13 protein-coding genes are annotated in these 16,597 nt (G+C 36.0%); 5 read left to right on the top strand and 8 right to left on the bottom strand.

Translation table 11 applies throughout. The features are described from left to right. Positions 1 to 131: 131 nt before the first annotated feature. The 3 genes from ACLPIE_RS00065 to ACLPIE_RS00055 all read right to left on the bottom strand — a co-directional run bounded on the left by ACLPIE_RS00065 (position 132) and on the right by ACLPIE_RS00055 (position 4,288). On the bottom strand, positions 132 to 1,925 hold the full coding sequence (locus ACLPIE_RS00065) for an NAD-dependent malic enzyme (RefSeq protein WP_104873227.1): 1,794 nt from the start codon (positions 1,923 to 1,925) through the stop codon (positions 132 to 134). Between the two features lie 35 nt (positions 1,926 to 1,960). Further along, complete coding sequence (gene fumC, locus ACLPIE_RS00060) at positions 1,961 to 3,406, bottom strand: class II fumarate hydratase (protein WP_104873228.1); 1,446 nt, start codon at positions 3,404 to 3,406, stop codon at positions 1,961 to 1,963. A 648-nt stretch (positions 3,407 to 4,054) separates the two neighbouring features. Next, positions 4,055 to 4,288 (bottom strand): YagK/YfjJ domain-containing protein, encoded by a 234-nt coding sequence (locus ACLPIE_RS00055; protein WP_430258937.1) that lies wholly within the window; start codon positions 4,286 to 4,288, stop codon positions 4,055 to 4,057. 951 nt (positions 4,289 to 5,239) lie between these two features. Here ACLPIE_RS00055 and ACLPIE_RS00050 point away from each other — a divergent pair. Then, positions 5,240 to 5,764 carry a LexA family protein gene (locus tag ACLPIE_RS00050; protein ID WP_430258584.1) on the top strand — a complete coding sequence of 175 codons (525 nt, stop codon included), beginning with the start codon at positions 5,240 to 5,242 and terminating at the stop codon, positions 5,762 to 5,764. 61 nt (positions 5,765 to 5,825) lie between these two features. Beyond that, a complete protein-coding gene (locus tag ACLPIE_RS00045; protein ID WP_158660878.1) occupies positions 5,826 to 6,050 on the top strand; it encodes a hypothetical protein in 225 nt (74 codons plus the stop codon). Positions 6,051 to 6,238: 188 nt separating this feature from the next. On the opposite strand, the gene ACLPIE_RS00040 is transcribed toward ACLPIE_RS00045, so the two are convergent. Then, complete coding sequence (locus ACLPIE_RS00040; RefSeq protein ID WP_104873232.1) at positions 6,239 to 7,720, bottom strand: glycoside hydrolase family 1 protein; 1,482 nt, start codon at positions 7,718 to 7,720, stop codon at positions 6,239 to 6,241. Positions 7,721 to 7,737: 17 nt separating this feature from the next. Then, on the bottom strand, positions 7,738 to 9,654 hold the full coding sequence (locus ACLPIE_RS00035; protein WP_430258582.1) for a beta-glucoside-specific PTS transporter subunit IIABC: 1,917 nt from the start codon (positions 9,652 to 9,654) through the stop codon (positions 7,738 to 7,740). 702 nt (positions 9,655 to 10,356) lie between these two features. Between ACLPIE_RS00035 and ACLPIE_RS00030 the strand changes: the two genes are divergently transcribed. Together ACLPIE_RS00030 and yidA are read left to right on the top strand one after the other, a co-directional pair. Next, complete coding sequence (locus ACLPIE_RS00030; protein WP_104873234.1) at positions 10,357 to 11,199, top strand: PRD domain-containing protein; 843 nt, start codon at positions 10,357 to 10,359, stop codon at positions 11,197 to 11,199. 127 nt (positions 11,200 to 11,326) lie between these two features. Next, positions 11,327 to 12,136, top strand: a complete 810-nt coding sequence (yidA, locus tag ACLPIE_RS00025) for a sugar-phosphatase (protein WP_430258580.1) — start codon at positions 11,327 to 11,329, stop codon at positions 12,134 to 12,136. Positions 12,137 to 12,228: 92 nt separating this feature from the next. On the opposite strand, the gene ACLPIE_RS00020 is transcribed toward yidA, so the two are convergent. Genes ACLPIE_RS00020 through ACLPIE_RS00010 form a run of 3 tightly spaced genes read right to left on the bottom strand, consistent with a single transcriptional unit; the run spans position 12,229 to position 15,691 of the window. Then, complete coding sequence (locus ACLPIE_RS00020; protein ID WP_104873235.1) at positions 12,229 to 13,407, bottom strand: anaerobic sulfatase maturase; 1,179 nt, start codon at positions 13,405 to 13,407, stop codon at positions 12,229 to 12,231. A 32-nt stretch (positions 13,408 to 13,439) separates the two neighbouring features. Beyond that, complete coding sequence (gene surE, locus ACLPIE_RS00015; RefSeq protein ID WP_104873236.1) at positions 13,440 to 14,321, bottom strand: 5'/3'-nucleotidase SurE; 882 nt, start codon at positions 14,319 to 14,321, stop codon at positions 13,440 to 13,442. Positions 14,322 to 14,347: 26 nt separating this feature from the next. Beyond that, complete coding sequence (locus ACLPIE_RS00010) at positions 14,348 to 15,691, bottom strand: OprD family porin (protein WP_104873237.1); 1,344 nt, start codon at positions 15,689 to 15,691, stop codon at positions 14,348 to 14,350. Positions 15,692 to 16,297: 606 nt separating this feature from the next. Between ACLPIE_RS00010 and ACLPIE_RS00005 the strand changes: the two genes are divergently transcribed. Continuing rightward, positions 16,298 to 16,450 (top strand): hypothetical protein, encoded by a 153-nt coding sequence (locus ACLPIE_RS00005; protein WP_430258578.1) that lies wholly within the window; start codon positions 16,298 to 16,300, stop codon positions 16,448 to 16,450. Positions 16,451 to 16,597: the final 147 nt, after the last annotated feature.

Below are 16,597 nucleotides of genomic sequence, written 5' to 3'. Positions count from 1 at the left end.
GAAAGAAACCCGACATCTGATTAAAGATGTCAGGTTTTATTTATAAACAGTACTCAATGTTCTTTAAGTGACAATGAGGAAACTAATAACATATTAAATTATTTAGGGTATAAATATGATTATTTAAATAATTAAATAGCTTCTACCGGTAAGTATACTGGCCACCATGCAGCAGTTCTAACAACTTCCACTTCTGAAAGCGTTGGGTCCACTTTTGCCACGCCTTGCGATTTTGCCATTCTCATCACTTCTAATGCCACGATACTGGATGTAATACGCAAATCTTCGTTAGATGGCAATAATGATGCGCCTTGCGCTCCTAGAGTTGCTTGACTTGCGACCGCTTGTACCGCAGAGAAAATCATTTCGTCAGTAATTTTTTCAGCTTGCGATACAATGGCTCCAAAGCCTAGCCCTGGATATAATGCTGCGTTGTTTGCTTGACCAATCTTGTAGCAAACATCTTTATAAATGACATCATCAAAGGGGGCGCCTGTTGCAACAAATACGCGACCATCAGTCCATTCGATTAAATGTTGTGGTGTTGCTTCGTGTAATAATGTTGGATTCGATAAAGGGAAAATAATTGGATGTTCAACATTACTTGCCATGTTACGCACGATGCTTTCGGTAAATGCGCCTGGTTGGGTAGATGTACCAATTAAGATGGTGGGTTTTACTTGCTCAATGACAGAGGCAAGGTCAATGATCCCTTTAGATTTATTGCTTTTGGCCAGAATGTTCGCCATGGCAGGCCAGCGTGTTTGTGCTTCCACAGAAACATCAACAACTTTTCTTGGGTAGTTGCTTACGCTTTGGATATCTTTAACGTAGTCTTTTTGGAAGTACAGTAAGTCATCTGTCATGTCTGATGTTAGCAGACCTGGCAGATCAACGAGCCAAATACGTGAAATTGCTTCTTCACGCGTAAGTCCGCTGCGGATCATTTGGTCACGGATCTGGTCTGCGATCCCACAACCTGCTGTTCCTGCACCAAATACAACAACACGTTGCTCAGTCCACGGTGTTTTGCTCAATTTAACGGCGTTTAATAATCCTGCCAGTACTATCGCCCCTGTACCTTGTACATCATCGTTGAAAGTGGCAAATTGTGCACGGTATTTATCAAGTATGCGGCGTGCATTGGTTGAACCGAAATCTTCCCAGTGTAAGACGGCATTTGGGAAAAGTTTTCTTGCGGCTTTAACGTAGGCATCAACAAAATCGTCATATACTTTGCCTTGAATACGTTCATGTCTATTACCAACGTATGAAGGGTCGTTTAATAGTTTTTCATTGTTTGTACCAACATCCAGAACAACAGGAATGACGCTATGTGGATCAACACCGGCAGCAGCGGTGTATACCGCTAATTTACCAACAGAAATATCGATACCGTTTGATCCCCAGTCACCAATACCTAAAATTTCTTCTGCATCGGTTGTGACAATCAGTCGGATGTCATTGCCTTCTGCACCAAATGCACGTAATTTCTCTTCAATTAATTCGGGCTCATTGATGCTTAAGAATAAACCTCTTGGACGTGTTATCACTTCGCTATATTTTTCAATGGCTTCACCAACAACAGGGTCATATACGACAGGTAACATTTCTAACATATGGCGCTGCAATAAAGCGTAGAATAATGTGACATTATTGTCGTGAAGTCGCCACATATAGATGTGTTTATCGAGGTCTGTACGACATTCACGATAAGCGCGATAAGAGCGGTCTAATTGCACTTCCATATCTTCTGTAATAACAGGAGGAAGAATACCGTTTAAGTCCAGTGCTTTTCTTTCTTCTTCAGTAAACGCGGTTCCTTTATTTAAGGATGGGTCTCGTAATACTTGATATCCTCTTGCTGTAGTTTTTATTTTACGAATGTTATTCTCAACAACGATTTCAGCTTGGCGGTTATACATATAAAAACCTCATAATTGGATTATTTAAAAATAAATTAAGCACCAGATAAACCATTACCTGTCATATCAATAGGATTGACGTACTTATTGAAGTCCTCTTCGCTTATTTTTCCTGAAGAAATAGCTGATTCTTTTAATGTGATGTTTTTTGCAATCGCATTTTCTGCGATATGAGCTGCATTTTGATATCCGATAATTGGAGAGAGAGCAGTGACTAGCATCACGCTATTATTGACGTACTCAGTAATTTTGGTGTTATTTAATTCAGTGCCTTCAACAGAATACTCTCTGAATTTATGGCAGCCATCAGAGATGATGCGAATCGAGTGTAATAAATTATTAATAATTACAGGGCGCATTGCATTTAATTCAAAATTACCTTGGCTACCAGAAATAGATATTGCAGAGTCATTTCCCATCACTTGAATACCAATCATAACAATCGCTTCACACTGTGTTGGATTCACCTTGCCTGGCATGATTGAAGAACCTGGTTCATTTGCCGGTAAAATCAATTCGCTGAAGCCACAACGAGGACCGGAGGCAAGCCAACGCATGTCATTGGCGATTTTAATCAATGCAACCGCAAGTCCTCGAATAGCCGCATGAGCACGTACTAATGCATCTAAAGAGCCTTGAGCAGTAAATTTATTTGGCGCTGTAACAAATGGTTTTTGTGTTAATTCTGCAATTTTTTCAGCGACATCTTTTGAAAAGCCTTTTGGTGCGTTTAAACCCGTACCTACCGCGGTACCACCTATCGCAAGTTTATACAGGTCTAATTTACTGCGTTTAATATCTTCCAACGCGTCTTTGAGCTGACCTGCCCACCCATGCCACTCTTGCCCAACGGTGAGGGGAACTGCATCTTCTAAGTGTGTGCGACCAATTTTAACCACGGTCATCCATGAGTCAGCTTTTTTTTCAATAACTTGGATTAAACTTTCAATGCTTGGGATTAACTGTTCATCAATCGCAAAAATTGCAGCGATATGCATTGCAGTTGGGAATGAGTCATTTGACGATTGCCCCATATTCACATCATCATTAGGACCTATAGGTGATTGAGTTCCTAATGTACCGCCTAATAATTGGATTGCTCGATTAGAAAGTACCTCATTGACATTCATATTTGATTGCGTACCAGAGCCTGTTTGCCATACATAGAGAGGATAATGGTCATCAAGCTGACCACTGATAGTCTCATCAGCAGCCATAACAATGGCATCTTTTTTCCAATCGGGTAATCTGCCAGCGGCAAAGTTAACTAACGCACAAGCTTTCTTTACATAGCCGTAGGCGTGGTAAACCTCTTTTGGCATGAGGTCATTACCGATATTAAAATGTTGTAATGAGCGTTGTGTTTGGGCACCCCAATAGCGGTCTGCGGGAACATTTACTTTTCCCATACTATCGAATTCTTCTCGTAATCCAGTAGCATTAGTTCCTATAGGGATATTCTTATTAAGCTTGTATTCCATGATAACTCCTAAAATGACTAGGTTTATTTTTAATAAATAATCATTGCTGGAAAAAATTAGAGTTTTAAATATGTTCTAAAAAAGAAGATATAGAAATAGTAATAAACATTTAATTATAAAATAGAGTAAAAAACACAAAAGTCAAAGGTAAATTATAATAAACAAATAACAAATCAATTAACGATAATCAAATGTAGATATAGCTGAGTTATGTCTAATATACTCTTCATTCTATTTTATTTAACTAAAGGAAAGATAATGATTTGTTTTTATGGCTTAAGAGAATAAATATGCTGAACAAAAATCCATGAGTTGTTTCATTTTGGAAATATATTAAAATTATTAGGAGGAAACAGAATAAACTTAAAAATTAATATTTAAAATCATAGGAAATATTGATATTTAAAATAATAAAATTAATTACGTATTCCAATAATACAATAATGATGAGTTAACTGCTGTGACATGGGGTTACCATTATGGTATCGGTGAATAAGTTTTCCCATTCAGGCTACTCAAGAGGGGTCATAATGAAAACACTGATTTTCTCATATAATTCGCTAACAAAAAATATATTGTTTTTTAGTTTCAATATATTAACTGCAAATCAAACTTTAGCCCAATCGTAGAAAGCAGTGTAGACACTAGCTATTTAACTGTTAGGAAGAGAACAGGTTCAAACGTTACGGCGTTTTGATTTAAACAATACTTACCTTCAGGTGTGTAATGGACTGGGCTGCTAGATTGGAGATAGGGCAACGCTTTGTGATTCGTTTTCATCATCATTGCCTGTAGATTTGATTTATCTAAGTTATAATCGACTAGGTTATAATAAATATCTTTACCGAGGGTTGATACGTAGTGGTAGTGAGGGGTAAGAATCTATATTCTTTGGTCAAAATGGAATGTAAGGTGTTAGGACAGGTTCGTTTTCTTTTTATTTCAGAGCAGATTTAGTTATATCTGAGCTTAGTATTTAAGGAATTAATAAAACGAGAGAGGCTATTATTTATATCAACACAAGGTGTTGGTATATTATCGTTATAGTCAGTGGATGGAAATCGTAAATCGATATGTATATATGAGAACGTTCTTATCATTATTTAAGAAGAGAGTTAGTGTCTTATTAAGATATGTTAGATATTGAGCATAATAAAAACTGGATTTATATTTTATATTACCGGCGATTGATAGGTAAGCATCCTTGGTCGTTAACTTATTTTGATTTGTTATTTTAGTCTATATTTGAATTTCATTTTTAGTAATAAATTTAAACTTAATTGTAAATATTATTTATTTTCTTTTAAGATTAATAATTTACTGTTTATTATCGTTTTATTTAATATAATATAACTTGTACTTAATAAACTATTGTATGAAAGTAGATTGCATTCATGTAATAAAATGAAATAATACAGCTAACCGAATCAAATTTTCAGCTATCTTAGGATCAAATTCTTTATGGTAATAAGGATGGCCAAATTGTTATAAATTCTCTATCAGACTGGCTCTTTAGGTTTAGCGCTAACATTCTAGAACCGTTCACTATTTTACAATACAGTAAGCATAGCGAATAGGTGATAACATGTCTCATTTTACAGGTGTGATTCCGAGTGTGAGCGACTAGCCAGACGCGATGGACGAGCGGATTAATTCAGCATCAATGAAGCTTCTTCCAACATAGAAATTCAGTTGCTGGAGAATGCGTTAATTTTACTGTCTGATACCAGAACTCGTCTTCAAGGCAAATGCGGGTAAGCAAGATTAAAGCCCGCATGATGTAGATATACTTATTATAATCAGCCAAATATTGCTTGAGGTGACCAAAAAATCATGTCCGACCAACTCCCCAAAAACGATACAGAACCCCAGATCCTGAAAGTGGAATTCCCCTCAGCCTATTTGCAGATGTTATTTAACGACCTCATTAAATGCATCAAAGAAAAAGGGGCGCCGCCGATTTACGATGAAATTGGCAAGACTATGGGGGATTCAAAAGGTCTGCTTGCTCGTCGCATGAAGCAGCTATATGAGCAAGGTCGTATTGTTATAGATGAAGAAAAAATGACAACCAGAGCTCCATGCATCGCTAAAGGGCTGGGTCATGATGAGACCTCTGATGCGGTTTATCTGACTGAAGATCAGAAAGCCATCATTAAATGGGTAAAAAGCATAGTGGGTCGTACTGGCATAGGTCTTTCTATCAACATGCTAGCGCATGAACTCGGCTTTTCGAATAGTAAGATAAAACACCACGTCGAGTGCCTAGATAAAAACGAATTACTCCGATACAGTCAGGAATTGGGCACAGTTATTGCCACTGCGGCTAATGGTAGCGAGCCAAAATCTAATGCGTAACGGGGGGCTGTACTTTCGCTTTTTCCATTATATTTTGCTGGTTAGTCTACTGGTTGGTTGCATGTTTTTTGCAAAGACCATTGTTGAGATTTATTGGCCGCAGATGATGGTACCGGGAGTGGGCTGGTATTATGTTGGTATTCGGCCGGGGAGGGTTCTTTTTCCGGTGATTGGCCTTGGGCTTTTTGCGGTGCTTTTTTACTTATACCGTTATTTCGGAGTATTGATGTTGACGGTCAGCATCGTTGCTGGCGGTATCGTCTTTTTCGTCCTCAATTCGTTGTGATGTTGATGGCATAGAGGTTGAGCAATTGCCCTCATTCTTGATGGGTTTTCTAAATGGGCAACTACCGGAAAGTCAATGCGTATAACTTTAGTTATAATGATGTTTTCATGCTCATGATTTGTAGAAGCAAGAGCACCTTAACGGGTATCGCTAACGAGTTAAGGTGCTTTTATACTATAATTTATTGATTAATCAAGGTTTTCACCATTAGAGGCGATTACACGTTGGTACCAATAGAATGATTCTTTAGGAATACGTTTTAGTGAACCGCGACCTTCATCATCTTGTTCTACATAGATGAAACCGTAACGCTTAGTCATTTGTGATGTTCCGCAGCTAATCAGGTCAATACAGCCCCATGTGGTATATCCCATTAAATCAACGCCATCACGAATCGCTTCTTTCATGGCGATAATGTGTTCTTTGATGTACTCGATACGATATGGGTCAGAAACAGTACCATCTGGATTTAAAGTATCACGAGCACCTAGGCCATTTTCGACCACAAACAGAGGAACACCATAGCGATCCCACAATTTATTCAGTGTGATACGCAGTCCAGTAGGGTCAATCGGCCAGCCCCACTCAGATTGAGTTAGGAATGGGTTTTTGATCTTGCTCACTAAGTGTCCAGATAACTCTTTCGCATCAGGGCCGCCTTTGGTGACATAGGTCATGTAATAGCTTAGTGAGATAAAGTCTGCTACACCTTCTTTAAGTACTTTGAAGTCTTCAGGCTCTACCTGAATATTAATGTTATTTTCTTCAAAATAACGCAACATATACGTTGGGTATTCACCTCGTACACTAACATCAGGGTAGAAGAGATTGATTTGATCTTCTTTCAGTGCTTGTAATTGGTCTTCTGGGTTACAACTTTCTGCGTAGGTTTCTAAGCGGCAGATCATGCAGCCAATTTTTGCATTCGGCATCATCTGTTTGCCGAGTTTGATTGAAATTGCACTAGCAACAAATTGGTTATGGGAGGCTTGGTATGCCGCTTCTTCGACGTTTTTGACGGTATCTGGCAATGTCCCTGCACCGGTATATAAGCTATTGAGATTCATGTTCATCTCATTGAACGTGATCCAATATTTCACTTTTGATTCATATCGCTTATAACAAGTAGTCGCAAATTTTACGAATAAATCAATGAGGCGACGATCTTGCCAACCGTTGAATTTTTGCGTTAACGTTAATGGCATTTCATAGTGAGAAAGCGTGACAAGTGGCTCAATGCCGTACTTAGCTAACTCATCAAAAACGCGATCATAAAATGCTAAACCTTCTTCGTTGGCCTGCTCATCAATACCATTTGGGAATATACGGGCCCAAGAAATAGATAAGCGGAATACTTTAAAACCCATTTCAGCAAATAATGCGATATCTTCTTCATAACGATGATAAAAATCGATACCCCAGCGTTTAGGGAATAGCGCTTTACACTCAGGTTTTAAATACTCTTCAAGCTCTTTTGACGTGACGTTAAAGGTAAAGTTGTTGACTCCGCCGTCTGCATAAGGGTCTTTGTATGCCGCGACATCTGAGGTAGAAAGGCCTTTACCGCCTAGATCAAATGCACCTTCGATTTGGTTAGCAGCTGTTGCACCTCCCCATAAAAAATCTTTTGGAAAACCGATTGTACTGGTGTTTTTAGTATCTAATTTCATAATTTCCTCTTTCTAAATCAATTAACGGTGAGCAGTGTGGTTTCATTACAAGTAACATGTTGTTGATTTGTTAGGTGTAATTCACTGAACTCGTCAAAATTGGTTATCAAAACCGGGGTGATTGTTGATAATGAATGTTTAGTTATATTTTCAATATCGAACTCGATAAGTAGGTCACCGGATCTAACGCTATCCTTTTCATTAACATGGAGGGTGAACCCTTCGCCATTTAATGAAACAGTATCAATGCCTACATGAATAAGGATGTCCAAACCATCATTGGTTGTAATACCGATGGCGTGTTTACTTGGCGTGACCATTGAAACAACACCATCAGTTGGCGCATAAACTTTGTTATCTGAAGGAATAATGGCAATACCATCGCCAATGATTTTATTGGCAAAAACGGTATCGGGTACTTGTTCGAGTGGTAATGTTTCCCCTGAAATTGGCGCAAGTAATGAATGTGTTGATTGTTTATTATGAGGGGGCATTTGGGCCTGTATTTTTTCTTCCATTTCACGATGAGGTGACGCGTTTTCATGGGAAGTGGTTACACCGTCTTTATTAGGCTCAAGTCCTGGCTCATCTAATTTTAGAAACAGAGTGATAATAAATGCCAAAGCAAAGCTAACTATTACTGCAAGGCAGATAAACATAAAGTTATCTGTGCCAGCCTCAACATAGGTTGGTAAGGCTGTGATCCCAGGAATACTAAACGCAAAGGTTTTTACGGCGAATGTACCAATGATTCCACCTCCTACTGCACCACCGATCAACGCTGCATAGAAAGGTTTTTTCAAGCGCATGGTAACGCCATAAATTGCAGGCTCAGTGATACCAAAAACTGCAGAAAGGGAAGAGGAATAGGCGATAGATTTTAATTTTGTATTTTTACTTTTGATGGCGACAGCTAATGTTGCACCTGCCTGAGCAAGATTACTGGATAAGCTAATAGGTAATAAAACAAAGTCGTAGCCTAATGTTTTAAAGTTTGAAAATGTGGCTGGGAAAAAAGCATAGTGCATGCCAGTTATCACTAACAGTGATAAACATCCTCCCATAATAAAGCCTGCTATAGGGCCTGCAATATTAAAGAGAGAAGAAAATATTTGCTGTAAATATTCACCAATGTAATAGCCTAATGGAGCGAGTAATGAAAGAGTGATAATTGATGAGATTATCAGCACCAATAGTGGCACAAAAATAATTTTAACACTCGCAGGGATAATTTTCTCAACCCATCGATTGATATAGCTTAGTAACCAGACTCCAAGAATAATCGGAATAACAGTAAAATTATAAGTAATATTAGGAATATTAATACCAAAGAAAGAAAGTGCAGGTTCGCCTTGGTATATTGGGTAAACTAGAATGAAAGCTAAGGTTACTGCAATGTATTCATTGGTTTTAAATTTACGAGCAACAGAAAACGCTAGCAAAATAGGTAAAAAATAGAAGGCTGAGTCCGAAATGGCATAGAGTATCCGGTACTCGGAGCTCCCATTAGGAATAAGGCCAGACATATCAAATAGAGCGAGTAACCCTTTGAGTAACCCAGTTCCTATGATAGCAGGTAATATTGGGGTGAAAATACCCGATAGAAAATCAAAAAAAGTATTAATAATATTTTGTTTAGGCTCAGATATTTCTGCTTGTGGTGCTTCATCAGTTATTGCTGAGCCATTAGGTTCAACTATTTTATGTAACTCAGTGAAAACATGCGTAACGTGGCTGCCTAATATGACTTGTAATTGATTACCTTGGAAATTAACACCCAGTACCCACGGAATATCACGGAGTTTCTCTACATTAACTAATTCATTGTTATGAAGATTGAAACGTAAGCGTGTAATACAATGCCAATGCTGGCTAATATTATTTTTTCCGCCGATAAGAGCGATAATCTGTTCTGCGACTTGTCTACTTTCCATAAGTATACCTATAAAAAAACCTGAACAACGGCCTCCAATTTCATTTGGAAGTGTTGTTCAGGTTAATGCCTAGTCTTGCCAGTTACACACCTGTTATATTTCAAGCCAAAGTTTATGCCTGACTTATTTTGTTTTATAAATAACCCAATAAGTAATACTAAAATATTGATGAATAATAATGCTTTTTATACATTAAAAATCATTGTTATTCATTAGGTTATGCTCTGTAACTCAAAAGTTAGGCATAAAAAAACCTGAAACTGTTGAATAGTGAAATTCAATACATTTCAGGTTATTGCCTAGTCGAACTAGTTACAGACCTACCGCTACTTTATAGAATTTTTATTCATAAAAGACAATATGAGAATAATAGATTTGTGATCTGTACGACAGAGACATACCATTTTCTTAAGATTAAGTTATCATTTTAATTGTAACGAGAAAAAGATTATGTAATTTTAATTTTTGCTTAGGAAAATAATGTGTTATTAAAATAATAACTGTTCTTGATGACAAAAAATGCTAACTACTTACTCCGATATCGATCACAAAAAATAGGTGCCAATCTTGCTTTTATCTAGTAGAAAAGATATATCTACATTATTAATTGGTGTGTTACTAGCTAGACTAGGCAAAAACCTGAAAATGCTGAAGTGTTACTTCATGTCATTTCAGGTTTTTTTGCATTTATAACGTATAATAATGGAAGTCGCCTATATGTACCTAATAAAAAAAGTTATAAATAATAATGTGATACTTGTAGACAACGAAGCCCAACAAGAAGTCGTTATTATTGGTAAAGGCATAGGCTTTAAATCTAAAGCAGGTCAAAACTACCACTGTAATGAAAATGATGAGCTTTTTATCAAGCCCTATGATCATGATATACATAATTTTCTTGATAATATCCCTATCGATATTATCAAATTGACGATTGAAGTTATCAATAAATGTAAACCAATTTTAAATGCAGAACTAAGCGATAGCTTAGTTATTACACTTTCTGAACATATTACTTTTGCAATAGAGAGAAGTAAAAGTAGGGAGATGAGTATTTCTCTCTATGAAGTGCCTTATTTATATCATCTTGAGTTTATTGCGGGAAAAGTTGCTGTTGATTATATTAATGAAAAACTTGATGTAAGCCTACCCCCAAGTGAGGCATCTCTTATAGCACTTCATTTTGTTAATGCAAAATTAAATAATAAAAGCGTTGGTGACACTTTAAGGTTTACACAAATAGTTTATAAAATTGTAAATATTGTAAATTATTCATTTCATATTCAAGTAAATACAGAATCAGATAGCTTTTCTAGATTTATTAATCATTTAAAATATTTATTGATCCGTTGTCAGGCTAATCGTGACAAGAGTAGCCAATTTAACTCAGTTCTTGAGGAGTTGGTTGAGAAGGAATTACTGAAAAATTTTGCATGTGCCAAAAAAATTGCGGCACTGATACAATCTGAATATAACCTTCCTGTTTCTCGTGAGGAAATTATTTATTTAGCATTGCATATAGAAAGGCTTTTAAATTCAGTTTAGATCTGAATTTTAATTATTATTTAGTATGGGTGTGTAACTAGGTGAGACTAGGCATTAACCTGATTAGTATTTTCCCTTGGCAAAAATATTATTGTCATTAAAAATGGGAATAGAAAAGGAAAACCGTATGGCTATAAAGCTAATTGCTATCGATCTTGATGGCACGTTATTAAATACTCATCATCAAATCAGTGATAATGTTATGAACATTCTTCAGCAAGCCCAAAGAAATAACATACATATTATTCTTGCATCTGGTAGGCCTTACTCAGGCATCCAACCTTATCTACAACAGCTAGCTTTAGATAAACCTGGTAACTACTGTATAAGTAACAATGGTAGTGTTATTCACGATGCTTCAAATGGCAGTCATCTTATAGACTTTTTATTAGATCTTGATGACTATAAAAAAATTTATACACAAACTGAAGAGCTGGCACTTTCATTACATGCGCTTGGTGATAATAAAATTTTCACGGCAAATAAAATTATTGGTTTTTATACTACGCATGAAGCTTATCTCTCGAATACTTTAATCCATTATGTCCCAATGGATGAGATGCCGGCTGATATCTTATTTACTAAATTGATGATTTCTTCCGAGGAAAACTACTTATCTAGTGTTATCAAAAAGATCCCATCTTCTTATTTTCAACAGTATACTTTAGTCAGAAGTACACCGTATTTTTTAGAAGTGTTAAATAAAAATGCGAATAAAGGCTTAGCAATACAAGCACTCGCACAACAGCTAGATTTACGTAAGCACGAAATTATGTGTATTGGTGATCAAAATAACGATCTACCCATGTTTGATGTTGCAGGAACCTGTATTGCAATGGAAAATGCAACTGATGAATTAAAGTCGCGAGCTACGGACGTGACCAGTTGTAATGATACGGATGGGGTTGCAAAGGCGATAGAAAAATACGCGCTATAAGTTTTTCATTAAAAACCGAGTTTAGCTTTATGGGGTCACTTCATCATTTCATTTACAACTCGGTTTTTAATTTAATTCTAATTGACTATTTCTTAATTGGCGTGAATTTCTTTTAATATCGCTTTCATTTTTCCTAATGAGTGCGATAGGTAGATTTTATAGGCATCGCAAAAATAATTTTTCCTAGGTAATCCTTTTGAATCAATTAAAAACCGATGTTTTGGACAACCACCGTGACATAGTGGTTTAAACTCGCAAGCTAAACAATCTTGACTGATCTTATCTTTTTTCAGTGATGAAAAACGTTCATGATTTTTTGATTTCAACATATTAGGAACAGTCTCGACCATCAAATTACCAATTTTATTTTCGGGGTAAACAAAGTGATCGCAAGAATAAATATCGCCATTGGCTTCGATAATTAAATTTGCCCCACAGGTTTCACTCGTAACACAGCTACTTGGGAACCCAAGACTTTGACTCATGGTTTGCTCAAAATTCATAACAAAGACGCTGCCAATATCCTTTTTTTGCCAATGGTTAAACAGTGTATTTAAAAAGTGGCCATAGTCTGAAGAGTTCACTGACCAATCTGTAACGTCAGCATTTCCTGAGAATTCAGGGGAAATGAGTGATAATCCTTCCGTCGTTGTTTGTTGTGCCTGCCGCTCAACGACAGGGATAAACTGCATATAATAGCTGCCAATACTTTTTAAAAATTCATAAATTTCAATCGGTCTTTTTACGTTATAATTATTTACAACAGTTAGTGTATTAAAGTCTACTCGATATTTATTGAGTAGCTCAATACTGTTAGTTAAGCGATCGAAAGTGCTTTTTTTCGATCGAGTTAATCGGTATTGGTCGTTACAAGATTGATCACCATCGATTGAAACGCCCAATAAGAAATTATGTTGTTTAAAGAACTGGCACCAATCACTATCAAGGTTTAATGCATTAGTTTGAAATGAATTGTTTATCCTTTTTTTACCTGCATATTTTTGTTGAAGTGTAACAGCTTTTTTGTAGAAACCGAGTCCAAGCAGAGTTGGTTCACCACCTTGCCAAACAAAATCAATTATATCAGCAGGTTGTTGCTCTATATTAGTGCGAATGTATTGTTCTAGAATCTCATCAGTCATTCGCCATTGGTTTTTTCTATTAGGATAAAGCTTTGATTTTTCTAAATAGAAGCAATAAGTACAATCAATATTGCACACTGAACCTGAAGGTTTAGCCATCAATTGGAAATTTTGGTTTGTATTGCTCATGCCTTACGCCTCTATTTATTAAAATAATAACGTTATTTTATATTAAGAATATTTTTATATTCTTTGACTTTTTCTTCAGGGGCATTCCAGTCACCATCAAAGATGGTATAGGTAATATATCCTTTATCAAGGTACCCAGTATCAGAATTATCATCTCTCATTTTTAATGCATCAGGATTAATAACTTGTTTGGCTTTCCCCTCAGCGGTTATTTCATATAAAATTTGTGGTGAAACAGCATATTCATTTTCAACAAATTTTACGCCTTTAATTTTATCTTTAGGCAGTGCTGGGTAATTGATACTTAGTCCTGATTTAGCAGGAAGAACTTTTTCGCCTGATACCCATTTTTTATTTAAATCATCTACGAGATCAACAACATAGGTGACTGAATCAGGCCAATATTTATGAGTGCTAGGCCAACCTGATTTCATCTCTTCCTCTGTCATAATGTAACCAACACTGGCTGCAATTGCAGGATAACCCAAGCGTACAGCACGCGCTGCGGCAGATATTGTTCCTGAATTTAATTGAGATGCCCCCGTGTTTGGCCCGTCATTAACGCCTGAGATAACCAGATCAGGTGGTGTTTCCCGCAATAGCCCTTGTAAACCAAAATCCAGTGAATCCGCAGGAGTACCTGGGAAGCAATAAGTACGATCATTTATTTTTTTTATATCGAACTCTTTACCTGCTTTAAATGTAATTGCGGTACCAATTCCACTTTGATTGGTTGAAGGGCCGACGAGCCAAACATCATAGCCTTTTGCATCTAATTGAGATTTTAATTCAGTTAGACCAAATGCTTCACATCCATCGTCATTAACTAATAAAATACGCATTTTATCGTTGCTAGCTTGAGCTTGTAGCCCAAATAAAGTTAATAAACTAATAGCTAATATTGTTTTTTTCATTTTTCACCTCTACACATGATTAGGGTTTAAAAAATATTGAATTTATAGTCAAAAATAATATCTGCGGCAATTGCATTTCTTCTTATATAATGACCATTATCATTAAAGACTGGTTGCGTTCGATTTCCTTCAGTTTGATATAACCAAGCTTTGGTTAATTTAGTAAATATCGTAAAGTTTTTTAATCTTGGGTCACTTGGCTGCCAAGCATTTATAATATTTAGTTCTCCTGTTTTAATTTTATTATTTTTGAAATCGAATTGACCATAATTTAATTGTATTGCGGAATAAAAATCCTCAGCATATTTGTAGTCAATTAGCCCAGTAAGTGCCAGTTCCCCATCACGCTGATAATGGTAGGCGGCAGAAGACATAGGGTCTAAACGCCAACGAACGTTTTTAACTGGGTGTCTATCAAAATAACCGAGCGAACCATCCTTTTTAGCTGCATCGGTGTATCCAACGCCAACCTTCATTCCTAGGCTGTCATATTGCCATTTGACCGTACCTTCATATACCCAAGAACTACCACTTGCTGCCTGTCGTGATAAAGGCATATTTTTATACATTTCTTTAGGGACATTTCCAACGGCTCGAAACCCGAGAGTAATATCGGAATACGGCATATAATTAACATCAATGAAATGACGATCAATAAAATCTTTAGCGTATCCGTAATTATAGGTAGCCTTTAGTGCTTTAGCGTTATAATTAAGGCCACCTGCTGCAATATATTCTACAGCCTCATTACTTCTGGTACGTAGCTTTTCTTTGTTGGGGGAAAATCGTTCCATTACACTATCAATGTATAATGTATCTATTGAGAGATCATGATATTTGAGTGTGCCAGTATAACCTAAATAGCTATTTTCTGCTGATTCATAAGAGCTTTTTAATACAGTATATCTATCTGGTGCTTGCCAACCATATTTCGCTTTAAAATTTAATTCTTTGTCATCACCTAGCTGCAATTTAATATTGCGTTTATTAAATTTCTTGTAGCTTTTAGCATTTGATGATTTAAATCCTGAGCCATCATTCCACAATAAGTCTCTACTCACAAAATAATTGCTGGCTCCTAATTTTGCAACATAAGTGTAAGATACATCAAAGCCAAGAGTTTCTTTCCATAAACCTGATTGATAATCTAATCCGATCGTTTGAGCCCATGCTGTATGAATATAGGTTTTTCCAACCTCATTTTCATTTAAGTATTTTAATCTATTTCTAAGAAATAAATCCATTTTACTGTCTTTTATTAATGGTTCATTACTTAGACTATCAACTAGCTTATATTCCTGAGCTTCTAGTACTGAGGAAAATAGCATAGTGATGAGCAGAGAGCCTTTTAGTAGTCGACTTTTTTTCATATACCAACCTTTATTCTTATTTATTAGCATTTAATTTTAATTTTTAATTTTGTTTTTATAGATTAAGTAACATTTTGTTACTGAGCAGGAACTTTAGGTAAAAAAAAACCTGAATTTTTATACGTTTTTAAAAACGCATAAAAATTCAGGTTCTTGCCTAGTCATGCTAGTAACACACCATTTGCTATATATTTAAAACGGGTTGGCTTTTTTTACAATGTTAATTTATGAGAACTGTGATCTGATACCAGTTTTTATAAGTATAAATTCTAGATTTAATCTATTAAAATTCAAATGTAACCTCATGAATTAATTTGATATATTTTATTTTTATATTCAGCCATATTTATTTTTTAGATGAGTAGTAAAGTTAATTTGATATTAATCACAACTATTTTTATTTAAGTATTTTAATTATATATAACATTTGATGTTGCTCACAAATATTTAAATTATATATTGTGAATTTAATTTATTTTGATTAGACAGACCCACTTTGGATGACAGCTTAGCCCTTAGTACTGATGGCTATGTGATTAATTCTATTTTTTCCGCGGAGGCAAAATTAGGAAACTTGCAGTATGCAGTATAGTCAATGATGTGGTAGTGAGTGGCGCTATTCTTAACTACTTGTCTTGCTGTTTTATTTTGGGAAAATATTTTTCTTTATTTGAATGGCAAAGCATTATTGTACCTATGGCGGCAACGGTAGCGGGTGTCTATATTGTGATTGACGATAAAAGTGGTGCAGTATGGTGATGCCGATAAAGTGTTTATCAATGGGACTTCCCTTGTTATGGTGGCTGATAATATCATAATGCATATTTTATGATCAGGGATTACTATCATGGACGAAAAGTCTCTTTACGCCCGAATACTCAATTTATCCCCTCCTTGGAGTGTCGC

The sequence above is a fragment of the Providencia sp. Me31A genome (genome assembly GCF_050487165.1).
Taxonomy (GTDB): Bacteria; Pseudomonadota; Gammaproteobacteria; order Enterobacterales; family Enterobacteriaceae; genus Providencia.
Note: the sequence above shows the minus strand (reverse complement) of the source record. Positions and strands in the feature narration are given on the sequence as shown.